This is a genomic window from Exiguobacterium sp. s22 (assembly GCF_018617455.1).
Classification (GTDB): Bacteria; Bacillota; Bacilli; order Exiguobacteriales; family Exiguobacteriaceae; genus Exiguobacterium.
On record NZ_JACSKD010000005.1, the window covers coordinates 165,366 to 186,712 of the forward strand.

The following is a 21,347-nucleotide window of genomic DNA, read 5'->3' on the forward strand; positions in this document are numbered from 1 at the left end:
AACAAAGGAGAATATAATTTGACAAAATTCCAAGATTTACAATTAAGTGAAGCGTTAGTAAAAGGTGTACACAAAATGGGCTTCGAGGAAGCTACACCGATCCAAGCTGAGACAATTCCTGTCGCACTCACGGGAGTGGACGTATTAGGACAAGCACAAACAGGTACAGGGAAAACAGCAGCTTTCGGTATTCCGACAATTGAGCGAATCGATTCAAAGGCGCGTCAAGTCCAAGCACTCGTTCTTGCACCGACACGTGAACTTGCGATTCAAGTTGCAGAAGAATTAAACAAAATCGGAGAAGCGAAGCGCGTTTACGCACTTCCTGTATACGGTGGTCAACAAATCGACCGTCAGATCCGTGGTTTGAAAAAGAACCCGCAAATCGTCGTAGCGACACCAGGACGTCTCATGGACCACATGAAGCGTAAGACGATCAAACTCGATGACATTCAAACTGTCATCTTGGATGAAGCGGATGAAATGCTCAACATGGGCTTTGTTGAAGATATCGAAACGATTTTGGCAGGTCTTCCTGAAGAGCGCCAAACGCTTCTCTTCTCGGCAACGATGCCACCACAAATTAAAAAGATTGCTGAGCGCTTCATGAAGTCGCCGACAATCATCAAAGTGAAAGCGAAAGAAATGACGGTTGAGAACATCAACCAACAGTTCATCGAATTGCGAGAAGGTCAAAAATTCGATACGCTTTGCCGTTTGATCGACATCGACTCACCAGAACTCAGCATCATCTTCGCTCGTACGAAGAAACGTGTAGACGAAGTGACAGAAGCACTCATCAAACGCGGATACACTGCAGACGGTCTTCACGGAGACTTGACGCAATCGAAACGTGACCAAGTTATTCGTCGTTTCAAAAACGGAACAATCGATATCTTGGTAGCGACAGACGTTGCGGCACGTGGACTTGATATTTCAGGTGTCACACACGTTTACAACTTCGATGTACCACAAGACCCAGAGAGCTACGTACACCGTATCGGTCGTACAGGTCGTGCTGGTAAGACGGGTACAGCCCTCACGTTCATCACGCCACGTGAATTTGGACAAGTGAAGGCAATTGAACGTGTAACGAACAAACGCATGAACCGTCGTCACGTACCGACAATCGCGGAAGTACTTGAAGGAAACCAAAAGCAAGCAGCTGAAGAGTTGATCGAACGCGTTCAAGCGGGCGACTTCAAAGCTTACACGCAACTTGCGACAGAACTTCTTGAAGAGTACGAAGCAGTCGAAATCCTCGCTGCTGCCCTTCGCGGATTGACAAAAGAGCCAGATTCAACACCTGTTGAAATCTCATACGCTGAACCAGTTCGTGTGAAACGCCAAGGTGGCCGTGGTGGCGATCGCGGTGGATACCGTGGCCGTAACGACCGTCGCGGTGGTGGCGGTGGCCGTGGTGGCGACCGTCGTGGTGGACGCGGTGGCGAACGTCGTGATGGACGTAGCGGAGACCGTAAAGGATCATACCGTGGTGACGATCGTCGTCGCTCGGATGACCGTGGTCCACGTCGTCCACGTGACTAATCATCATGAAATGCCGCATTTCCTTAAGTGGATTTGCGGCTTTTTTTATAGTGTCGTGCTACACTAGTTGAGTAGAGATGGAAGGATGAGGTGTCAACGGATGGTGGAATTAAGTTTCGGTCTCCTTGTGCTACTTGGTTGTGTAATCGCATTGAAACCAATTGTCTCAAGGACGAATCGTCCTAACTTTCGTTATATCCCCGTGGCAACATTGTTATTTGGAGCGATGATTTTCTTAGTGTTAGCCATTGGAGTAGGCGGAAAGATGGGCATTGCATATGGCGTGGTGAGTATCGCCTATTTTATTGCTTGTTTCGGTGCCTATATGTATGTACACACGCGAACGAGCTGAATGTAGCTCGTTTTCGTATTTAACGAAGAGGTGATGGAGTTATGGATGCGGTAGAAGTGATGGTCCATCCTGAAGAAGTGATGGTGACGTATGAACCAATCCTTGGAGCGGCGACGTTTCAAGTGGAAGGATATATGGTACACGGACGCTTTCGTGGTGAATCGTTGACACCATTTTTTTATGATGATGACGTTCCCCTCGAGTATCAATTAGACATCGCTCAGCGAATGGAACAGTTAGCGGCTGAACAACTTCGTGACGCTAAATCTTTTGTCACGTTTAGATGCCGGGCAGAGTGGATTCTTGAAGAAGGAGGAGAAGCGTTTTTAGCACCGCTTCGCGAACTCAATTTTCCGTTACATCGCATATACGTGACACTCCAAGGAACGGATTTAGTTGATGTCTCTCGTCTGTCGCGTGTCATTCAGTACTATCGGTCGTATGGATTGAAGATTGCGTTAGACTTTGCGGAATCGACGAGCATCGAAGACATCATGACACTTGCGCCAGAATTGTTACTCGTCGACCTTGGTACAATGATTGAGAAAAAGACGTTATCGGTCACCTATCCGAATATGCTTCAGACGATGGAATATATCGCTTCAAAGCTCGGTGCACCGCTTCTTTACAAATCCATCGACCATGTTGGACAGCTTCGTTACGCGTGGCAGCACGGTGGTCGCTATTACATGGGGGGGCTACTCGGATTAGAAGATGCGCTTCCACAACGAGAAATCAAAGGAATGGGTGTATTGGCACAAGAAGTTCCCTCCTTCTTTTTACATGATCAGAAACGATTGAATCGCTTGTACGAGCTTGAATTTGAGTTACACCGCCGAATCGGAGAACTCGTTCAATCTGGAAAATGGTCGAGAGACAAGAAAGATGAGTGGATTCAATTCATCGCCCCAAAATTGGAAGAGGTGTTTGTTCGTTATTATTTAACGGATAAGACAGGTTTCCAGACGAGTGCGAACGTTTACTGCGTGAATGGAGAGTGGCGTGTCGATAATACGTATCGAGGCTATAACTGGAGTTTCCGACCGTATTTCATTCAGACGATGGCGGCGATGGATGTACGGGGGCGTGGTTATTTATCGGGAGACTATCGTGATTTCAGTTCGAACGAAGTGACGAGAACCTTCAGTTATCCGTTACCGGACGGCATGTTCTTATTCGCAGATATATCTGAAGAATACTTATATCAGAATCGATTATTAGATTGAAAGGGAGAATGATGATGTTAGATTATGATTACGATGCACTACGCGAAATCGGACGAATCGTCGCGCTTGCTCGTGATGAGATGGCGAAAGCTGTCAAACCGGGTATGACGACAAAAGAGTTGGATGCAATTGGACAACGCATTTTAGAAGAAGAAGGTGCGGCTTCTGCGCCGATCACGATGTACGAATTTCCGGGATATACGTGTATCTCACTGAATGACGTCGCTGCCCACGGTATTCCGGGAGATGAAGTCATTCAAGAAGGCGATATCGTCAACGTGGACGTCTCCGCTGTGAAGAATGGCTATTATGCCGATACAGGTCGCACCGTCATTGCAGGGGCGGCGAAGTCGCCTCAGCACGAGCGCTTAGTAGAGGTGTCCTTGACGTCACTCGAAGCTGGACTCAGCAAGGTCAAGGCGGGCGTGAAAGTCAATCAGATTGGGAAGGCGATTTACGCTGACGCGAGAAAGAATGGATTCACGGTCATCCGTAACTTGGCCGGACATGGTCTCGGTCGGACATTGCACGGGGAGCCGGAAATGATTTCGAACTATTATAGTCGCGAAGAAAATCAACTCTTAAAAGCTGGACAAGTGATTGCTGTCGAGACGTTCATCTCGACAAAGGATGAAATCGTCTATCAATCGGAAGAGGATGGTTGGACGCTTTTCACACCGAACAAGAGTCTTGTTTCGCAGTTCGAGCATACAGTCGTTGTCACAGAAGACGGGTATGAAGTATTAACGGGCTCATTCCGTTAACGTAAAGAAGGTGTGGTTCTTCTGAACCGCACCTTCTTTTATGTTTGTAATGTAATCATTTCTTCGCGTAGTTGTTCAATCGGATTCCAATCTGGTTGTACCGAATCTGGTAGCAACAATTTCCCGTTCTCGACTTCAAGCGGTGTATCGAGTAAATCTTGTTCAAAATAAGCGCTCGTGCCTGACATATCCGCAGGGAAATGTGCACCACTTAGTGATGCGAATAAGAGCGTATGATATCTTCCGATACCTGATTCATACATTCCGCCGACCCAGTAGGGAATTCCATATTCTCGGATATTTAACGCCTCACGCAATCCGCCGACTCGTGCAGGTTTGATATTCACGATTTTGCCTGCACCTAGTTGCGTCATCGTTTCCACATCATCATAGGACGTGATCGACTCATCGAGACAAATTGGCGTATTCAGTTTTTGTTGGAGAGTCGCTGACTTGACGAATTGTCGGCTCGGGTACGGTTGTTCAATCATCAATAATTGATGGGCATCGATTTGCTGGAACCATTCAATCGGTTGCTCGGAGGCACTCCCATTCAAATCAATCATAAGTGGTGCGTCTGGGAAGACGGTACGAATTTCTCGGAGTGCAGGTAATAGTTCATGGGGAGATGCCTTTAACTTGATTCGTTCAAATCCCTCTTCTAAGGCCGACTCAATGGATTTCATCGTTTGATTTAGTAAACCGATTCCAATTGTTCGCCCGCAAGAAACTGAATCACCTGCTTTCAGATACGTTTTCAATGACTCGTTGGCACGTGCCGCCTCAATCTCCCATAAAGCACTTTCCCACATCGCTTTTGCCATCCGTTGACCGATGATGGAAGAGACGAGTTTTGGGAAGAGATCAGTCGTCACGGTCATTCCTTTTAATAGATTAAGAATCAGTTTAGATGTGTCAATCATGGATTGGGTCGTTTCTTCGGTATACCAAGGAGTCTCGAATGCGACACCTTCACCATATCCAACTGCACCATCTACTGTCTCGAGACGGAGGATGATGGTACGTCTGACAGACAAGACGGCATGTGCTGTCACGATTGGGTGTTTGAATTTCAATGGGACAATAGAAAGTTCGGCACGTTTAATCATGACAATAGCTCCTTTAAGCGATGACGCATTAATTTTCCGTTCGCATTTCGTGGTAGGTTCGGTACACGGTGAATGGCAATCGGATGCTTGTATTTGGCCAACTGGGAGTCGAGAATTTCCTGCATCTCGGTCGGGTCATAAGAACCGACGACGAAAGCGACGGGCACTTCTCCCCAAGTCGGATGCGCTTGTTTCGTGATCCCGACATCTTGAACACCGGCACAACGTAACATGGCGGCTTCAATTTCAGCGGGGTATACATTTTCGCCACCTGAAATAATGAGATCACTTCGCCGGTCGTGTACATAGAGATAACCATCCTGCATCGTTCCGAGGTCACCCGTCTGCCAATAACCATCGTGCGTCCAAGTGTCTGATTCAGGCTGTTCGAAGTACCCCTTCGTCACCGTCGGGCCTTTCACTTCAATCTCACCGTCTTGATTGATGCGAATCACTGTCGGCGGAATAGGGCGACCACTCGAGCCGATATGTGAGAGTGCTTCGTTCGGAAGTAGCGTGGCGACTTGAGAGCACGTTTCAGTCATACCGTATGTTTGCGCAACAGGTAACTGTCGTCGTTCCGCTTCTTCTAGTAACGGACGAGGGACGGGACCACCACCGACGAGCAATGTACGAAGATGATATCGCGCTAGTCCTGCATCGAGTAGTCGTTGCAGCATGATGGAGACGAGGGACAGTTGTGTGATTCCTTCCGTCCGAATCAAGTCAAGCGTCCGATTGACATCAAATCGTGGTTCTACGTAAAGTGTCGAACCGATGATGGCACTCCGATATACTTGTGACAGTCCGCTCATGTGAAATAGGGGAGTCACCACTAACATACGGTCAGATGCATGATAGTCTAGATGTGACTCGGCAGCGCGTGCGCTAGCAAGATGATTGCCATACGTCTGTTGCACAGCTTTGGCCCGCCCCGTCGTACCGGACGTGAACATGAGAGACATCGTGTCATTTTCTTTCCACTCATGTGTCACAGTGAAACCTGAACGCGCCCGACGTGTCACTAAAAGTTGTGTGAGCGGCAAATCAATCTCGTCATCGACGAGAAGCAAATCGACTCTTGCTGTGTTTAACTGAGTGCGTACTTCCTCTAAGGTCAATCGTGTGTTCAGCGGAACGAGTACTTTACCGAGCAGGTGCACCGCATGGACGGCGATGACGTTGTCTTTGCTGTTTTGAGCGAAGATGCCGATTCTCTCGGCAGTGGGTGCCTGTTCATGGATGTATTGGGCAAGTTGCAAGCACTCGGTACGTAACGCTTTCCACGTCAGTCTTTCCTCGCTTGTTACGAGTGCAATCTGTGATGCCGGATGTTGATGAATCCATTCATACATAATGTGTAACCTCCAAAAAAAGAGTAGCGGAATCGCTACTCTCTCAACAAAATTAAGGGAAACGTGGGAATTGACCGAAGTCAGGGTCACGTTTTTCTTTGAACGCATCGCGTCCTTCTTTCGCTTCATCCGTTGTGTAGTAGAGAAGCGTTGCATCTCCAGCGAGTTGCTGAAGGCCAGCAAGACCGTCTGTATCTGCGTTCATCGCTGCTTTCAAGAAGCGAAGTGCAGTCGGTGAGTGTTGTAAGATTTCTTGGCACCACTTGACTGTTTCTGCTTCGAGTTGATCGAGAGGGACGACGGTGTTGACGAGTCCCATTTCGAGTGCTTCTTGCGCATCGTACTGGCGGCAGAGGTACCAGATTTCACGAGCTTTCTTATGACCGATGATGCGTGCTAAGTAACCAGAACCGTATCCTGCATCGAACGAACCGACTTTAGGACCTGTTTGTCCGAAGCGAGCGTTGTCCGCTGCAATCGTTAAGTCACATACGACGTGAAGGACATGCCCTCCGCCGATTGCGAAACCAGCGACCATGGCGATGACCGGTTTTGGAATGACGCGAATGAGGCGCTGAAGGTCGAGGACGTTCAAGCGCGGGATTTCATCTTCCCCGACGTATCCGCCATGCCCACGAACTTTTTGGTCTCCACCTGAACAGAATGCCTTTTCGCCTTCACCCGTCAAGATGATGACGCCGACTTCTTTGTCGTCACGTGCGCGTGCGAATGCGTCAATCAATTCATTGACCGTCAACGGACGGAACGCGTTGCGTACCTCTGGACGGTTGATGGTGATTTTAGCAATCCCATTCCATGTCTCATATTTAATGTCTTCATACGTACGGACCGATGTCCAGTTCGCTACTGATTCCATTTTAAATACCTCCTAAAATCAATTTCTTTATTATTGTACCAAACTCTGGTGCATTCTCGATATGAGGAGCATGCCCCGCATTTGAAATTTCATAAATTTTAAGATCAGTCCGTTCTTCCTGCATGTGTCGCGCAATCGCGTTGAACTTATGATCTTCTGCTCCGACAATCAAATCGGTACGAGGAAGATGCTCTAGGGCGCCCCATAGCGATGGCATATGACCCGTTCCGATAGCTCGCAAACTGTTCGCAAGAGCAGTTGGGTCTTGTGCGAGACGGGTCTTTCGAAGTGCATGCTTCATTTCTTCTGTTTGTCGCCAAAGCGGAAGGTTCTCCCATCGTTTGACGAAAGCAACGAGTCCTTCGGTTTCGATGAAGCGAGCGAGTTCTTCGTCTTGACGTCGGCGAGCTGACCGTTCTTTTGAAGAACGGAGGCCGGGTGTCGTACTGATTCCGATGACATGTTCGACGCGCTTGTCGCATGCGGCGAGCGTTAATGCGATCCGACCACCGAGTGAATACCCGACGACCGTCCATGGACGGTCGTCTAAATCGAGTAGGCGTGAAAGGTCCTTCACTTGTTGACTCATTGTCGAACGGCAGACAGTAGGATGTTCCGTTGACCCATGTTGAAGGAGTGAAGGGGATACGGAGCGGATCGGCATCGCAGGCAACGAATCAATCCAGTGACTAGTTCCCGTGAACCCGTGTAGGAACAGCACTGGTTTGCCTTCTCCCTGAACAGTTACCTCGTAGCGGACGCCTCTCAAGTCGATATTCATGCTTCATTTTCCGTGATGAGGCGAGCGCAAACGGATTGTGTCCATTCTCGATGTGTGATGACATTCTGCTCGCGATTTGATGGGAATTCAATCAAGTGAATGCCATCTTCTACTGCTGTTTGAATGTCATCGGGCCGTTCAATCAAACGATAGGTCAAACCGTACGTCTCCGCAAACCCACGAATATTTAAATCGAGTGGTGTCCCGAACAAATCTTCGAATAGCTGAGCATCAACTGAAGCCTGCGGTAAAAAGGAGAAGATTCCTCCGCCATTGTTATTCGAAATGACGACAGAAAATTTTCCTGGGTGATGCTTCAATAGTTGGAGTGCATTGCTATCATGATAGAATGCCAAATCACCAATAAGTAGAGCGGCTTGGGTCGTGTCATAACAACTGCCGAGCGCGCTCGATATCACACCGTCAATCCCATTTGCGCCTCGATTGGCGAGGACATGAACTGGTTTTCCGGCTGATAATGTCGTATCGACATCGCGAATTGGCATACTGTTACTGACAAAAAGTCGTTCGATTGACGTATCAAGTAATCGTTTCGTCAATTCCGCTTCTCCTTGAAGGGAAGCTTTTGCTGACTCGGCAATACCTTCGAAGAGACGTAGTCGTTCGATATAATGTGGCGCATTAATTGATTCAATAAGTGGTAAAAAGTCGAGCGCGTCTCCATAACAGATGGTCGCTTGGCTACTCGGATCACGGTAAGAACCGGGTTCTTCGACCACAAGTTGGTCAGCCGAAGACATCCATTGATTGAACCGCTTGGAAACGGGTGCGGCACCGAAGCGGATGAATACATCGGGTAACCAGTCGGCACGATGCTCACTTGCGAGCCACGTGTCATAGTTCGTCAAGACATCATCAAAACGCCGCATATCGCTAAGTGGATCGGCGAAAATCGGAATGTTATGTTCTGTCGCGAATGCGTGTATTCCTTCTTGCCATGTTGATGGTGTAGAGGGCCCGACGACGAAAGCGAGTTGTTTTTGGTGTGTCCGTTCTGAAAAGAGATCACGGTCGGCACGTGTCGGACGAACGCGCTGTCTTTCTCGTGTAATTGGTTCACCTTTTAGAATTTGCTTTAAGTATTCAAGGTCTGGAAGCAATGGTTCTCGGAACGGGACATTTAAATGAACCGGTCCCATCGGAGCCTGCATGGCAACACTTGTGAACCGGGTGACCGTCTGTTGCATGAATGAGAGCGTCACTTCTTCCGGCACGGGGAGGTCGAGGCTCATTTTTACCTGTTCGCCGTATAACCTAACTTGATTGATTGTCTGAGGTGCCCCGACATTTCGGAGTTCATGCGGTCGGTCGGTCGTGAGAACGATGAGCGGCAGCTGAGAAATATACGCTTCCGTCACGGCCGAGTAATAATTCGTCGCGGCTGTACCGCTCGTGCAAATGAGTGCGACAGGACGGACAGTGTCCGTTGAACGTGTCAGACCGAGCGCGAAAAATGCGGCAGAACGTTCGTCGACGATGATGTGATGACGAAGATGAGGGTGTAGATAAGCTGCCACAGCGAGCGGGGTCGAACGAGAACCCGGGCTGATGACGACATCCTTCACACCGGATTCAACTAGTCGATTCACCATAGACGCCACCCATTCGGTCAACATCTTATTCATGTGGGCTGCCTCCTTGGTCGTGCGAATCAAACTGCAGTGCTTGTTTGATTGGACTCATTTTCATTTCTGTTTCTTCGAGCTCTTGTTCTAGGACAGAGTCTTTGACGATGCCGCCTCCTGCATAAAGCGCAACGAACTGATGTTGAACGAGCGCGGAGCGGATGGCGACGATAAATTCTCCATCCCCTTCATTGTCAATCCAACCAAAGGGAGACCCGTACCATCCGCGGTCGAAGCGCTCGACTTCACGAAGCAATCGGACCGATGTCCGCTTCGGTGACCCGCCGAGTGCAGGCGTCGGATGTAAGGCTTCCGCCAATGACAACAGCGAGGCGTTCGTTTCAAGTATCGCCTCAATTGGTGTATGCAGATGGAACACAGAGCGATTCGCAAGGATTTGTGGGGTATCGCTCGTTTGAATCGGAGCCGTGTACGGTGTCAATGCTTGTTTAATATCTTTCACGACAATCTGATGCTCTTCTCGGTTTTTGGCATCATTCAATAGGTACTCTTTCGCGAGGTCGGCTTCAATTTCGGTTTTTGGACGTTTGATTGTGCCGGCGATTGCTGCGGTGTGGAGGTGCAAACCTTCTTTTTGAATCAATCGCTCAGGCGTTGCTCCGAAGAAACCGATGTCCCGCTTCGGTTGATATAAGTAGATGTAGCTCGACTCCTGGTGGTCTGCTAAGTGTTTTAAACTTTTAGCAAACGGAAAGGCACCTTCAGAGCGTTGATAAATTTCTTCTCGGGCAATGACTAGCTTTTCCACTCGCTCTTCTTCAATCAATTGTTTCGCTTGTTGAAAACTCGATTTATAATGATCGATTCCATCCTTTACTTTCGAATAAGATGGTGTGGATTCTTCAGATGGGCGAAGCAGATTAAATTGAGCCAATTGATCGGCCAATTGGATTAAATACTGTTCGACCGATTGTTTTGAAGAAACGAGGGTGGCGACGGTCATCGTATGACGATCTTTGTAACGACGATATAGAAATTTTGGGACGACGAGGGAGGCCTCCCCAAAGGCATCCCACATGCTCTTTTGTGGGCGCATAAACGTGTCGAATGAAAATCCGGCAAACGCATAGATTTTGGCATCGACGTCTCGTCGATGTAAACTCCAATCGTACTGAAGTCGCTGAAAACGCTCAGGTCCAGAAGCGCTCAAGACGAGCGCATCCCCGCAACCAAGCATCTCAAGTGTGCGGTTCGGTGTCATGAAGTAATAGTGAGACGTATCGGTGTTCTGGATGATTTGGAAAGCATCGAACGCCGAAACCTCCCATGTGTAGGCTGCTAGGACAGGTCGCTGCCAAGCACGCGCCCGTTTATGGGCTTGTTCGATTCGTTGTTTTATATGTGTTTGAGTATCTGGCATAAAAGAAAAGCCTCCTCAATCCGATAGAATTCTCACTCTTTAGTGTATCACGAGTTCCCGACTCACCTGTCTATGAAATGCTCGAGAAATTGTAAGGAATACGAGATGACGGACTGACGTTGACAGATTTTTTCATCGAGACGTAAACTAACGTAGGGAGGGAAAGAAATGAAACAGAAATCAAAGGGTGCATATTGGCGAATGATTCGCCCGCATACCCTGACAGCTAGCTTTATTCCGGTATTGCTCGGGACATTCATCGTCCTCGATCAAACGGAACTGAAGTGGGGACTCTTTCTCGCCATGTTAGTGGCGTCTGTCCTCATTCAAATCGCGACGAACTTATTTAACGAGTATTATGATTATAAGCGCGGACTTGATCATGAAGGTTCTATCGGAATCGGTGGCTCTATCGTTCGGGATGGATTCACACCTCAACAAGTGTTGACGATTGCCCTCAGCATGTATGCCATCTCGGCATTACTCGGACTCTATATCGCAGCTTCTACGAGTTGGCATCTATTATGGGTCGGAGCGTTGTCGATGCTTGTCGGATACTTGTACACGGGTGGTCCGCTTCCGATTGCCTATACACCGTTCGGGGAACTGGTCGCCGGACTGTTCATGGGTTATGTCATCATCGGGATTTCCGGCTATATTCAAATAAAAACGGTGACAACAGAGTTGTTACTCGTGTCGTTCCCGATGGCATTGTTGATTGGTGCGATCTTACTTGCGAATAACATTCGTGATTTAGATAACGATAAAGAGAATGGTCGAAAAACGATTGCTTGTCTCGTCGGGCATCGGCGTGCGGTATATGTACTTGCCTTATTCTTTATCGCTGCACTAGTCGGAATCATCGTCGCCGTCGTGTATTATGGAGTCACACCTTGGGTTCTATTGTCACTCTTCACGGTTCCGGTCATGGTAAGAGCCATTCAACAGTTTTGGAAAAAGGCTGAACCGGCGGCATTGATGCCTGCTATGGCGATGACGGCGAAAGTGAACACGTTGTTCGGGGCGTGGATGGTCATTGGGTTGATCGTATCAAGATTTGTACTGTAAAAAGGGGAGGCGTTAACGTGTCAGTCGTAAAAGAAATGCTTGAATTCAATAAACGTTTCGTAGAGGAAAAACAGTACGAGCCGTTCGTATCTGATAAATTTCCGGATAAAAAAATTGTTATTTTAACGTGTATGGATACACGTTTGACGGAACTGTTGCCTCAAGCGCTCGGACTCAAGAACGGAGACGCTAAAATTATCAAAAATGCGGGTGCTGTCTTGTCCCATCCATTCGGTTCGGCGATGCGCTCGATTTTAGTAGCGCTCTATGCATTAGGTGCAGAGGAAGTCGTCGTCGTCGGACATTATGACTGTGGGATGGCGGCAATCGAACCATCTGTAGTCATTGAAGAGATGGAGCGTCGAGGAATCGATTCACAAACATTGAAGACGTTGAAATCGTCAGGAATGGATTTAGAACAATGGTTACATGGGTTTGATTCAGTCGAAGAGAATGTCGTTCATTCCATCAACTTGATCAACAATCATCCGTTGCTTCCACCAGGGACGAACGTTCATGGATTTGTGATTGATCCAGCGACGGGTCGTCTCGATCCGGTAGAAGCATAAGAAAAGGGCGCGTTCAGCCGAACGCGCCTTTTTTATTACCCATACGTATTCGTCGGGATGTCATCGTAATTGTCTTCTGCTTTTTGTTCTTTCGCTTTCTTTTTGTTCTTTTTAAAGTCACGTTCGTATTCTTGCTCACTCGGTGTTTTGAAGAAACGCATCCACGTTGCATTGATCTCAGAACCGATGAGAATAATCATCCCGGTGAGTTGCAACCAGAGCAACGTGACGATAATTCCACCAAGGGACCCATACGTCGAATCATAGCTCCCGAAGTTTGAGACGTACAAACTAAATCCGAGGGAGACGAGTTGCCATCCGATGACGCCAAAAATAGCGCCAGGAATGGTACTTTTCCAAAAGACGTGTTGTTGTGGAGATACTTTATAAAAAATCGAAAGTGTCAAAATCAAGACGACGGTTGTCAGAACATATCGGAATACGTTAATCATCATTTCTTCGGCCCCGGTAATGTTGACGGGTAAGTATTCAGTGACGAACGAGATAATTTGAGACCCGAATACGTTTGAGAGAATGAGTAACAGCATCCCGACCCCTAATAAAATCGTCAATCCGAGGGCAAGTCCCTTCTTCACGAAAAAATTGCGTTCATTGTCTTCGCCGTAGGCGTGAAGTGAAGTCGTGATCAGGCGGTCAACCCCTTTTGAGGCGGACCAAATGGCCAAAATCGCACCGAGTGACAAAAGACCGCCACGTGGTTCGCCAATCGCTTCGAAAATACCGGTTAAAAATTCGGAAGCGGCGGACCCGGGTGCTAAATCGTTTAATTGATTTTGAAAGGACTCTTGTGAGATTTCAAAAAAAGATAAGAGTGCCAAAATAAAAATGATTCCCGGGAAAATCGATAAAAACCAAAAGAATGCGAGAGTAGCCCCGTAGTCTTGTACATCATGCTCTTTAAAGCGTCGGAATAACTCCTTCGCGAAAGAGAGCCAATTCTTCTTTTCTTTTACTTCCGTCATTGCCATCATAAAACCCTCCTGACTCGGTCGTTAAAAAACGTTTCCCGAATTCGGGTGAAGATACACCTGATTAATCTTCAGACAACGTCAAATCGTAAAATCGTGTCTCGGATGAGGCGAGTTTTTCAGCGAGTGACGGTGGGCGAACCGGGAGATGGGGAAGAGCCGACCGTTTAATCCACATCGGGGTGTAGGAACCGTTCGTTTGCTCTTCTTGGAATTCTTCGCCCGTACCTGTTCCGAATTCGCCACCGGTTATCTTCGCCCAATAGTAAGGATTTAACTCATTATTAAATGCAACATGGGCAGCGACACCTTCTAGTTCCACGTGAACACCAAGCTCTTCGAATGCTTCGCGAATCGCCGTTTCTTCTGTCGTATGTCCATACTCCACGCCACCACCCGGAAAGACGTAGTATAAAACATTTTCTTTTTCACGCCGGATTAAAGCAACTTCATCCTGATCATTCGTTAAAATGACTGCACTTCTTAATTTCGTTCGAACCACTGAAATCGTTCCTTTCGTTTCTGTAAATTTGCACAAAACGCATCGACGATTCGCCGATGCGTTCAACTCATTTTTGCGTAGGTTGTTCTAAAGATTCATACATATCTTGCGTCAATCCATTTTCGTGTGAGGCGATGACCTTTCCTGCGACGCGCATGCCGAGGCGAAGTGCCTCTTCGATTGAATGCTTTTTCATCAGTTCAGAGATGACAGCGGAGAAGAAAGAATCGCCAGCTCCAGTTGAATCAGCGACTTTCACTTTCGTTGTCGGAACATGACCTTGTTCGTTCGTTCGAAGGTCGACATATACGGCGCCGAGCTCGCTCATCGTGACAATCGTGAGGGGGGCGCCTTTCATGGCGAGTACTTCTGCGACACGTAACGCATCGTCAACGGTGACAATCGACATGTCGGATAAGATTTCCGCTTCTTCACGACTGCAGATAAATCCGGTAAAACCTTGAAGTAAATGACGGTTTCGTTCGATGACAGATAGGTGACCACAGACACCATAGAGCGGTAAATCCATTTCACGACATAACTCAATCGTCTCGTTCAAGACGTTGACCGATAAGTCTAAGTCGATCGCAACGGCATCGCTCTCTTCAAAGACCGTATCGATTTGACGTAAAATCGCTTCTTCCATTCGTGCTTCGTCCGGTTGCTTCGAAATAGACGTTTGAAGGTCGCCGTTGTTGTCCATGACAGCGAGCCACATCCCCATACCATTATCCTCGAGCATGTCGACGCCGTCGACGTTTACATTTAAACAACGCAACTCTTCGAGGACACCGACACCGATTTGGTCATTCGTGACGGTTGAGACGAAGCGGACGTCGTTGCCGAGCACGCCTAAGTTCTGAGCAACGTTTCGACCTGTTCCACCATTGGAAAACGTGATGTCGCCTACATTCTTCGCATCTTTATGGAGCGGTGCGAAGGACGTTCCTTTAATATCGACAAACACCTTGCCGATGACTGCAATCGTATTCATATCTTGTACCACCTTTAGTCAGTCTTTCGTCTGTTTCAGTCTGTAGACACATTGTTTCAAGTATAACGAAATCGACAAATTGTTTCAATCATCGATTCTATTTTGTCGAATTACTCCCAGGATGATGTGAGGAGACGGAGACCGTTTAAAATGACAAGGATGGTAGAACCTTCGTGACCGACAACGGCAAACGGCATGATGAGTAGTTCAAAAATGTTCGTCGCAATCAATACAAGGATGACAGCTAGGGCGAAGACAACGTTTTGCAGGACGATTCGATTCAACTTCCGCGATTGACGAATCGCGTCACTCAATCGAACGAGATCGTTTTTCATCAAGACGACATCTGCCGTTTCGAGAGCGGCGTCTGTTCCTTCGCCCATAGCAATCCCGACATCAGCGGTTGCGAGCGCAGGTGCATCATTGATTCCGTCGCCAATCATCCCGATTGCCCCATACTCTTCACGTAACGTCTTAATTTGCGAAACCTTCTCTTCTGGCAAACATTCAGCGATATAGCGTGTCAATCCGGCTTCGTTCGCGATGGCGCGAGCGGTCGCTTCATTGTCTCCGGTAATCATGATGGTTGCAATGCCGAGGTCATTCAATCGCTGAATCGCTACCGTTGCCTCGGGACGTAGTGTGTCACGCAAGGCGTAAGCGCCGATTGTACGTGTTTCATCACTGATGAAGACGAGCGTATGACCCGCTTCTTTTAAACGCTCAACGTCCTCTTTATAGAAATCTCCGCTTCGGTCCGCAAATTTTTGTTTCCCAACGCGATACGTGACACCGTCAATCGTCGCTTCAATCCCAGAACCTGTGATGTCTTTAAAGTGTGTCATTTCCCCGGTATGTTTTCCGGTATACGATACGAGAGCTTCAGCAAGCGGATGCATCGAGTGTTCTTCAATCAAACTGACGATTCGGTTGACGTCGTTTTCATGCAAATCAGATGAAATAATCGCTTCTTGTACAATTGGTTTCCCGATTGTAAGTGTGCCGGTCTTGTCAAACGCAATGGCTTTTAGACGTCCCATATTCTCGATATGAGCGCCACCTTTAAAGAGAATGCCGTGTTTTGCTGAAGAGGCGATGGCGGCCAGGGCAGCTGGCGTGATGGCAGCGACGAGAGCACAAGGGGAAGCGACGACGAGAAGAATCATCCCCCGGTAAATGCTCGTTTCGAGAGACCATGATGTGAAAAATGGTCCGAACAAGATGATGGCTGCGACAGAGAAGAGAACGATTTGAACATACCGTCCTTCATAGCGATCGATGAACTGGGCAGATGGCGACTTTTCTTCCTGTGCTTGTTGAACCATTTGAATGATTTTTTGGAACAGGGTCTCGGTTGCCAGTTTTGTCACTTCAATTGTCAAAACACCGTTTAAGTTGACGCTTGAACCGAACACGTCCTCACCGACTTGGCGGTCGACAGGAACGGACTCTCCCGTAATGGCTGCTTCTTCGATAGAAGCGCTTCCCTTTATGATTCGTCCATCGACAGGGATGCGTTCGCCCGGACGAACATAGATTCGATCACCGACTTTTAGGTCATTGATATGAACCACTTCAAGTTCATCAGAAGCAGTCAGACGAGTCGCTTGTTCAGGTTGTAATTCCATTAGCGATTCGAGAGCTCGTTCATTCTTATTCATCGTATACGTTTCAAGGGCACCGGATAGGGCGAAAATGAAGATGAGAATTGCACCCTCCATCCAGTAACCGATGGATGCGGCACCGATGGCAGCGATAATCATGAGAAGTTCTACATTAAGCGATTTCGTTTCGATGGTGTCCGTGATTCCTTCCTTCGCTTTGGCGTAGCCGCCGATGAAAAAGGCAGATAAGTAAAGCGTGACGTAAATCCAAGAAGCTCCGCCTTGTGTTTCGGCGATATAAGCGAGTACAATCAATACACCGCTGATGAGCGCCATGATCAATTCGATATGTTCGTACCAGCTAGCCCGTTTGAAAACGTGGCTTTTTTCGTGTGTGACCGATTGGACGTTCATGAAATCCCTTCTTTCTAATTGATAATGAATCTCGATTAAATGATAATGAGTGATGATGATTATCATCTTCAATCGGCTTAAAATAAGCTTGATTGCGACGTTTGATGTGATTTTTTAATTTATAATAATTATTATCTAGATTTATTTTAACATGCTCATCGGGTACTCACAAATATAAAGATTAAGGAGTTTTTGTGTCATGCAGAATATATTTCAACGCCCTTGGACAGTGGCGTTTTTAGCGATTTTTAATACATTGTTATGGGGGAGTGCCTTCCCATTCATTAAACTAAGCTATGAAAAACTGGATATTCAGTCGAACGAATATGGACAACAGTTGTTATTCGCAGGAGAGCGCTTTTTACTTGCCGGACTATTGCTACTTTTAATTAGTCAGACCGTGTTAAAACGGTCGGTCCGATTGACGCGTGAAAAGTTTAAAGCGTACGCGCATCTCGGTTCATTTTTGACGTTCCTACAATATTTGTTCTTCTATATAGGACTTTCTATTTCGACCGGCGTCCAAGGGTCAATCATTGCCGGTTCCACATCATTCTTTCAAATGGCTCTCGCTCATTTCCGGTATGAAGACGATAAGTTGAATCGTTTGAAAGGGTTTGCTCTGACGTTTGGGTTTTCTGGGATCGTGATCGCGAACTGGCCGGCGATCGGGTCGGAAGTCGGATTCGGCTTAGGTGAAATTTTACTCATCTTGGCGATGGTATCCGGGGCATTCGGGAACTTAATTGCGAAGGATTACTCAAGAACATATGATGTTGCCCCGATGACAGCTTGGGCAATGGTGATTGGTTCTGTCGGGCTACTCGTCATCGGCTATCTATTAGATCCAAATGGCATCGATATGCCATATACCGGACAGACAATTGCATTTCTGTTTTACTTGGCGATGTTATCAGCGATTGGATTTACATTGTGGAACACATTGATGAAATACAATCCGGTCAGTCGAATCTCACTCTATATCTTCTTAGTTCCCTTATTTGGGGTCATGTTGTCAGGGATTTTACTCGGTGAAACGATTCCGTGGAATGCGGTTGTCGGGCTTGGGTTCGTCATCGTCGGGATTTATTTATCGACGTATTTCCAAGGTCGCCGTACGAAAAAACAAATCGATCACATTTGAAAAGAGACAGTGTTGACGGAAATGAAATCCCATGCCAAAATATATTAAAAATTCTGAATTTTAAAGTTCGAAAATCGGTCTTCGTTTGAAAAGACTTGCGTGCACAATCATTTAAAGAGAGGAGGAAAAACAATGACTAGAAATCGAATCGTCCGAAACATTCTCATCTCGCGTCAACCGAAAGATGAGTACGTGAAGTACGTGATGAAGTGCGTGAGTCAAAGTTTAAAAGAACGTCACGGTCCAGTGGCGACCCGCGCCACGAGACAAGGTGACGATATTCAGACGCGATGGCAGTTCGATGACCGTGTCGTAGAGGTGACGCTAAAATCTGATGTCCTCGCTTCACTAGACACGGAGCCATTCGCGCTAGACGAAGTGTTCATTCAAGCTTTACAGTTAAACGACGAAGAAATGGAACGCGTTGTAGAATAAACAGAGGCAGATGGTTCATGGGAACCATCTGCCTCTGTTTATATGTCGATCGGCTTGGCGGTCGACGTGAAAAGTCGAAGCGCCAGAATCCCGAGAATGACGGCGTACATAAAGAAATAGACTTCTTTCGGTAAAGACAACCAAAAGGCGCCAATCATCGGACCTGAGATTGAGCCGATGCTAAACGAGATGCTGTACAGCATATTTCCCGTTGGCAGTAACGAACGGGGGAGCACTTCTGTCATGTGGGCCAATCCAAGTGAATAGGTCGATCCTAGCCCGGCACCGGCAAGCGCAAATAAAATGAGTAGGCCGACGTAGTGGTCGACTACAAGATTGGCTAAGGCAAACACAAGTGTCCCGAACGTCAGCACGATTTGTAAGATCCGTTTCTTACCGTATAAGTCTGCGAGACGACCAAGCGGAAGCTGAACGACAATCGACATGACGATGAACGTCGTGATGAGTGTACTCGTTTCTGTCAAACTCATCCCATTCCGAGACGTGAAAATAGGAAAATTGGCATTTAAACTCGCTTCAAGAAAACCATATGTAAAGGCGGGGAGAAGCGTATATCCAGCACCGATAAGAATCAGTCGAATCCGCCCTTTCGAATCCGTCTTCACTTTCTCGACTTCAGGGAACTCATTCTCAACTTTAAAGACGAGCATCAACGAGGCGAGACAGAAGAAGACGATGACTAAGAAGGGTAGCCAGAACCATAAGTCGACGAGCGGGGCAATCAATGGACCGATGGCGAAACCGAGACTGAACGACATGCCATAATACGCCATCGCTCGACCGAGGCTGCGCTTCTCACTAGCGGACGTGACCCATACTTGCGAGCCGTAATGTAAGGCAGAATCGCCAAACCCGATGAAGAACCGCATCATCGCCCAAACGAGTAAGGACGGCCAAATTGGTAAGGCGAAGGTTGCAATAGCCGTCAAGACGATACCGAGGACGATGGTCGGACGGAATCCGTATTTTCGGACGAAGCGCTCCAAGAGAGGCGCGGATACGATCACGCCGATGTAGAGCATCGTCGCGTTCAGTCCGTTCACCCAGGCCGGGGCCCCATCCCGTTCAATCAACGTGGATAAGAGTGGGATGAGCGCACCTTGAATCAAACCGGAAATAAAGACAATCAATAGTAAAATCATAAAACGAAAACGGAGCATAGGTTCACCTCATGAAGTCAAAGTAAAAAGCCGAGAAGGTTCTCAGCTTTTCGTGTCGTCAATCGGTTGTGGAGAGTGGTTCAAATGTAGCAACTCATCATCCCAACTGCCTTGACTGAACATTTCATCATGCTCTACTTTGTCTGAAACGAATGCGGCTGTCAATAAGATGCTAAGCACACCACCAAAAATAATAATGGCCATGATTGTGATCATGAATACATAAATCGCTGTCATCTATACACACCTCGATTCAGTTAATATATAGAACATTTCCCGAAACGAAATAATTAAAACGAGGTAGCCTTACGAGATTGGAAATCCACTGTCGGATAATAGGCTTGCTTGACGAGCGCGTTCGGACCAAGACATTTCACGGCGGGACAGTGGCATGAAAGCGTGGCATTCAGTTGACTGTTCGTCCACGTATCATATGCCTCCTGGAATGACGTGTCATAGACGGTACCGAGTGTACCGAGTTCATCACCAAAATCGGTCACGATGATTTGCCCGTCAAAGATATTCGTGTTGAGACGGGAGCGGCCATCCGGGTCGTTTCGAACGGTCACGTTTTTTGTTTCATGAAGTCGCTTCAACAGGGCGCGATCTTCAGGTAGGTCAGAACATGCATAGAATGGTAACGTACCAAAGAGCATCCAAACATTCTCGTCACGGACGTCGAGCAAGTCATGGATGGCCTGTCGCGTATCAGCAAGGGAAGCTGATTCGAGGGCGCTAGCAAAGTCTGCGGGGTACATAGGGTGCACCTCATGTCTTTGACAACCGAGTGAGACAATTTCTTCATGGATTTCTTTCAAATGCGGAATCGTCCGCTTGTTAATCATCGTCTCTGCTGACACGATGATCCCTTCAGCTGTAAGGGCGCGGGCGTTGTCTTTCATCGTCTGGAGCATTTTCAACCGAGCCTCTTCACTCGGTTTCCGGTCCATCATCGCGAATCCGCCTTCAAGGAAATCGGCATCGGTGCCCCAGTTATGCGAAATGTGCAAAACGTCCAAGTAAGGGGTAATAAGATGATAGCGAGATAACGGTAACGTCAAATTCGAGTTGATTTGCGTACGGGCCCCACGTTCTTTCGCATAGCGTAACAGCGGGACGACATAGTTGCGAACAGATTTCATAGACAGCATCGGTTCACCGCCTGTAATCGAGAAGGCACGCAAATGCTCGATTTCATCCAGTCGTTGAATCAACAGATCGAGCGGAACTTCTGGTTCTTCTGTTTGGTCGAGCATATACCCGACCGCACAATGTTCGCAGCGCATATTACACAACTTTGTTGTGGTGACTTCGACATTGGATAAGACGAGTCGACCGTGTTCGACTTGGTCGAGATAGGCTTCCCAAGGGTCGAAAGTTGGGGAGATGTTTTGCATGTGGATTCCAC

Annotated in this window: 21 protein-coding genes; 8 read left to right on the plus strand and 13 right to left on the minus strand. The window is 47.5% G+C overall.

Going from position 1 to position 21,347, the window contains the following annotated elements:
• Window positions 1-18 precede the first annotated feature (18 nt).
• The 4 genes from cshA (at window position 19) to map (ending at window position 3,890) form a co-directional block, all read left to right on the plus strand.
• Window positions 19-1,548, plus strand: coding sequence for a degradosome RNA helicase CshA (gene cshA, locus KNO94_RS10365; RefSeq protein ID WP_214779423.1), 1,530 nt, complete (start codon window positions 19-21; stop codon window positions 1,546-1,548).
• 202 nt (window positions 1,549-1,750) lie between these two features.
• Complete coding sequence (locus KNO94_RS15275) at window positions 1,751-1,900, plus strand: hypothetical protein (protein ID WP_251125926.1); 150 nt, start codon at window positions 1,751-1,753, stop codon at window positions 1,898-1,900.
• A gap of 41 nt (window positions 1,901-1,941) precedes the next feature.
• Window positions 1,942-3,126 (plus strand): EAL-associated domain-containing protein, encoded by a 1,185-nt coding sequence (locus tag KNO94_RS10375; protein WP_214779426.1) that lies wholly within the window; start codon window positions 1,942-1,944, stop codon window positions 3,124-3,126.
• A gap of 14 nt (window positions 3,127-3,140) precedes the next feature.
• Window positions 3,141-3,890 (plus strand): type I methionyl aminopeptidase, encoded by a 750-nt coding sequence (gene map, locus KNO94_RS10380; protein ID WP_214779428.1) that lies wholly within the window; start codon window positions 3,141-3,143, stop codon window positions 3,888-3,890.
• 38 nt (window positions 3,891-3,928) lie between these two features.
• On the opposite strand, the gene menC is transcribed toward map, so the two are convergent.
• The 6 genes from menC to KNO94_RS10410 are packed head-to-tail and all read right to left on the minus strand — an operon-like array spanning window position 3,929 to window position 11,039.
• A complete protein-coding gene (menC, locus tag KNO94_RS10385; protein ID WP_214779430.1) occupies window positions 3,929-4,999 on the minus strand; it encodes an o-succinylbenzoate synthase in 1,071 nt (356 codons plus the stop codon).
• Window positions 4,996-6,354 (minus strand): o-succinylbenzoate--CoA ligase, encoded by a 1,359-nt coding sequence (gene menE, locus KNO94_RS10390; RefSeq protein WP_214779432.1) that lies wholly within the window; start codon window positions 6,352-6,354, stop codon window positions 4,996-4,998. The genes menC and menE overlap by 4 nt, the downstream gene beginning before the upstream one ends.
• 52 nt (window positions 6,355-6,406) lie before the next feature.
• Entirely contained in the window at window positions 6,407-7,231 is an 825-nt protein-coding gene (gene menB, locus KNO94_RS10395; protein WP_214696369.1) for a 1,4-dihydroxy-2-naphthoyl-CoA synthase, read from the minus strand.
• Window position 7,232: 1 nt separating this feature from the next.
• Window positions 7,233-8,012, minus strand: a complete 780-nt coding sequence (locus KNO94_RS10400; protein ID WP_214779434.1) for an alpha/beta fold hydrolase — start codon at window positions 8,010-8,012, stop codon at window positions 7,233-7,235.
• The gene (gene menD, locus KNO94_RS10405; RefSeq protein WP_214779436.1) at window positions 8,009-9,658 is read right to left on the minus strand and encodes a 2-succinyl-5-enolpyruvyl-6-hydroxy-3-cyclohexene-1-carboxylic-acid synthase; all 1,650 of its coding nucleotides are present in this window, start codon (window positions 9,656-9,658) and stop codon (window positions 8,009-8,011) included. The genes KNO94_RS10400 and menD overlap by 4 nt, the downstream gene beginning before the upstream one ends.
• Entirely contained in the window at window positions 9,651-11,039 is a 1,389-nt protein-coding gene (locus tag KNO94_RS10410; protein WP_214779438.1) for an isochorismate synthase, read from the minus strand. The genes menD and KNO94_RS10410 overlap by 8 nt, the downstream gene beginning before the upstream one ends.
• 168 nt (window positions 11,040-11,207) lie before the next feature.
• Between KNO94_RS10410 and KNO94_RS10415 the strand changes: the two genes are divergently transcribed.
• The gene (locus tag KNO94_RS10415) at window positions 11,208-12,107 is read left to right on the plus strand and encodes a 1,4-dihydroxy-2-naphthoate polyprenyltransferase (protein WP_214779440.1); all 900 of its coding nucleotides are present in this window, start codon (window positions 11,208-11,210) and stop codon (window positions 12,105-12,107) included.
• A gap of 35 nt (window positions 12,108-12,142) precedes the next feature.
• Window positions 12,143-12,676 carry a beta-class carbonic anhydrase gene (locus KNO94_RS10420; protein WP_251125943.1) on the plus strand — a complete coding sequence of 178 codons (534 nt, stop codon included), beginning with the start codon at window positions 12,143-12,145 and terminating at the stop codon, window positions 12,674-12,676.
• Between the two features lie 35 nt (window positions 12,677-12,711).
• Here the strand turns inward: KNO94_RS10420 and KNO94_RS10425 are convergent, their stop codons facing one another.
• The 4 genes from KNO94_RS10425 to KNO94_RS10440 form a co-directional block, all read right to left on the minus strand.
• Complete coding sequence (locus KNO94_RS10425) at window positions 12,712-13,665, minus strand: YihY/virulence factor BrkB family protein (RefSeq protein ID WP_214779444.1); 954 nt, start codon at window positions 13,663-13,665, stop codon at window positions 12,712-12,714.
• 64 nt (window positions 13,666-13,729) lie between these two features.
• Window positions 13,730-14,203, minus strand: a complete 474-nt coding sequence (locus tag KNO94_RS10430) for an NUDIX domain-containing protein (protein ID WP_251125927.1) — start codon at window positions 14,201-14,203, stop codon at window positions 13,730-13,732.
• Window positions 14,204-14,234: 31 nt separating this feature from the next.
• Window positions 14,235-15,161: a carbohydrate kinase family protein gene (locus KNO94_RS10435; protein ID WP_214779446.1), complete on the minus strand. Its 927-nt coding sequence runs from the start codon at window positions 15,159-15,161 to the stop codon at window positions 14,235-14,237.
• 110 nt (window positions 15,162-15,271) lie between these two features.
• Window positions 15,272-17,179 (minus strand): heavy metal translocating P-type ATPase, encoded by a 1,908-nt coding sequence (locus tag KNO94_RS10440; RefSeq protein ID WP_214779448.1) that lies wholly within the window; start codon window positions 17,177-17,179, stop codon window positions 15,272-15,274.
• Window positions 17,180-17,378: 199 nt separating this feature from the next.
• Here KNO94_RS10440 and KNO94_RS10445 point away from each other — a divergent pair, with 199 nt between their 5' ends.
• Together KNO94_RS10445 and KNO94_RS10450 are read left to right on the plus strand one after the other, a co-directional pair.
• Window positions 17,379-18,323, plus strand: coding sequence for a DMT family transporter (locus tag KNO94_RS10445; protein ID WP_214779450.1), 945 nt, complete (start codon window positions 17,379-17,381; stop codon window positions 18,321-18,323).
• 132 nt (window positions 18,324-18,455) lie between these two features.
• Window positions 18,456-18,758, plus strand: a complete 303-nt coding sequence (locus KNO94_RS10450) for a hypothetical protein (RefSeq protein WP_214779452.1) — start codon at window positions 18,456-18,458, stop codon at window positions 18,756-18,758.
• A gap of 38 nt (window positions 18,759-18,796) precedes the next feature.
• On the opposite strand, the gene KNO94_RS10455 is transcribed toward KNO94_RS10450, so the two are convergent.
• Genes KNO94_RS10455 through yfkAB form a run of 3 tightly spaced genes read right to left on the minus strand, consistent with a single transcriptional unit; the run spans window position 18,797 to window position 21,336 of the window.
• Window positions 18,797-19,939, minus strand: coding sequence for an MFS transporter (locus KNO94_RS10455; protein WP_214779454.1), 1,143 nt, complete (start codon window positions 19,937-19,939; stop codon window positions 18,797-18,799).
• A 42-nt stretch (window positions 19,940-19,981) separates the two neighbouring features.
• Window positions 19,982-20,176 (minus strand): hypothetical protein, encoded by a 195-nt coding sequence (locus KNO94_RS10460; protein WP_214696348.1) that lies wholly within the window; start codon window positions 20,174-20,176, stop codon window positions 19,982-19,984.
• Between the two features lie 53 nt (window positions 20,177-20,229).
• A complete protein-coding gene (gene yfkAB, locus KNO94_RS10465) occupies window positions 20,230-21,336 on the minus strand; it encodes a radical SAM/CxCxxxxC motif protein YfkAB (protein ID WP_214742858.1) in 1,107 nt (368 codons plus the stop codon).
• Window positions 21,337-21,347 lie beyond the last annotated feature (11 nt).

Coding starts and splice junctions, on each gene's coding strand:
- KNO94_RS10375 (WP_214779426.1), top strand. CDS start 1,942: ATGGATGCGGTAGAAGTGATGGTCCATCCTGAAGAAGTGATGGTGACG.
- map (WP_214779428.1), top strand. CDS start 3,141: ATGTTAGATTATGATTACGATGCACTACGCGAAATCGGACGAATCGTC.
- menC (WP_214779430.1), bottom strand. CDS start 4,999: ATGATTAAACGTGCCGAACTTTCTATTGTCCCATTGAAATTCAAACAC.
- menE (WP_214779432.1), bottom strand. CDS start 6,354: ATGTATGAATGGATTCATCAACATCCGGCATCACAGATTGCACTCGTA.
- menB (WP_214696369.1), bottom strand. CDS start 7,231: ATGGAATCAGTAGCGAACTGGACATCGGTCCGTACGTATGAAGACATT.
- KNO94_RS10400 (WP_214779434.1), bottom strand. CDS start 8,012: ATGAATATCGACTTGAGAGGCGTCCGCTACGAGGTAACTGTTCAGGGA.
- menD (WP_214779436.1), bottom strand. CDS start 9,658: ATGAATAAGATGTTGACCGAATGGGTGGCGTCTATGGTGAATCGACTA.
- KNO94_RS10410 (WP_214779438.1), bottom strand. CDS start 11,039: ATGCCAGATACTCAAACACATATAAAACAACGAATCGAACAAGCCCAT.
- KNO94_RS10415 (WP_214779440.1), top strand. CDS start 11,208: ATGAAACAGAAATCAAAGGGTGCATATTGGCGAATGATTCGCCCGCAT.
- KNO94_RS10420 (WP_251125943.1), top strand. CDS start 12,143: ATGCTTGAATTCAATAAACGTTTCGTAGAGGAAAAACAGTACGAGCCG.
- KNO94_RS10425 (WP_214779444.1), bottom strand. CDS start 13,665: ATGGCAATGACGGAAGTAAAAGAAAAGAAGAATTGGCTCTCTTTCGCG.
- KNO94_RS10435 (WP_214779446.1), bottom strand. CDS start 15,161: ATGAATACGATTGCAGTCATCGGCAAGGTGTTTGTCGATATTAAAGGA.
- KNO94_RS10440 (WP_214779448.1), bottom strand. CDS start 17,179: ATGAACGTCCAATCGGTCACACACGAAAAAAGCCACGTTTTCAAACGG.
- KNO94_RS10445 (WP_214779450.1), top strand. CDS start 17,379: ATGCAGAATATATTTCAACGCCCTTGGACAGTGGCGTTTTTAGCGATT.
- KNO94_RS10450 (WP_214779452.1), top strand. CDS start 18,456: ATGACTAGAAATCGAATCGTCCGAAACATTCTCATCTCGCGTCAACCG.
- KNO94_RS10455 (WP_214779454.1), bottom strand. CDS start 19,939: ATGCTCCGTTTTCGTTTTATGATTTTACTATTGATTGTCTTTATTTCC.
- KNO94_RS10460 (WP_214696348.1), bottom strand. CDS start 20,176: ATGACAGCGATTTATGTATTCATGATCACAATCATGGCCATTATTATT.
- yfkAB (WP_214742858.1), bottom strand. CDS start 21,336: ATGCAAAACATCTCCCCAACTTTCGACCCTTGGGAAGCCTATCTCGAC.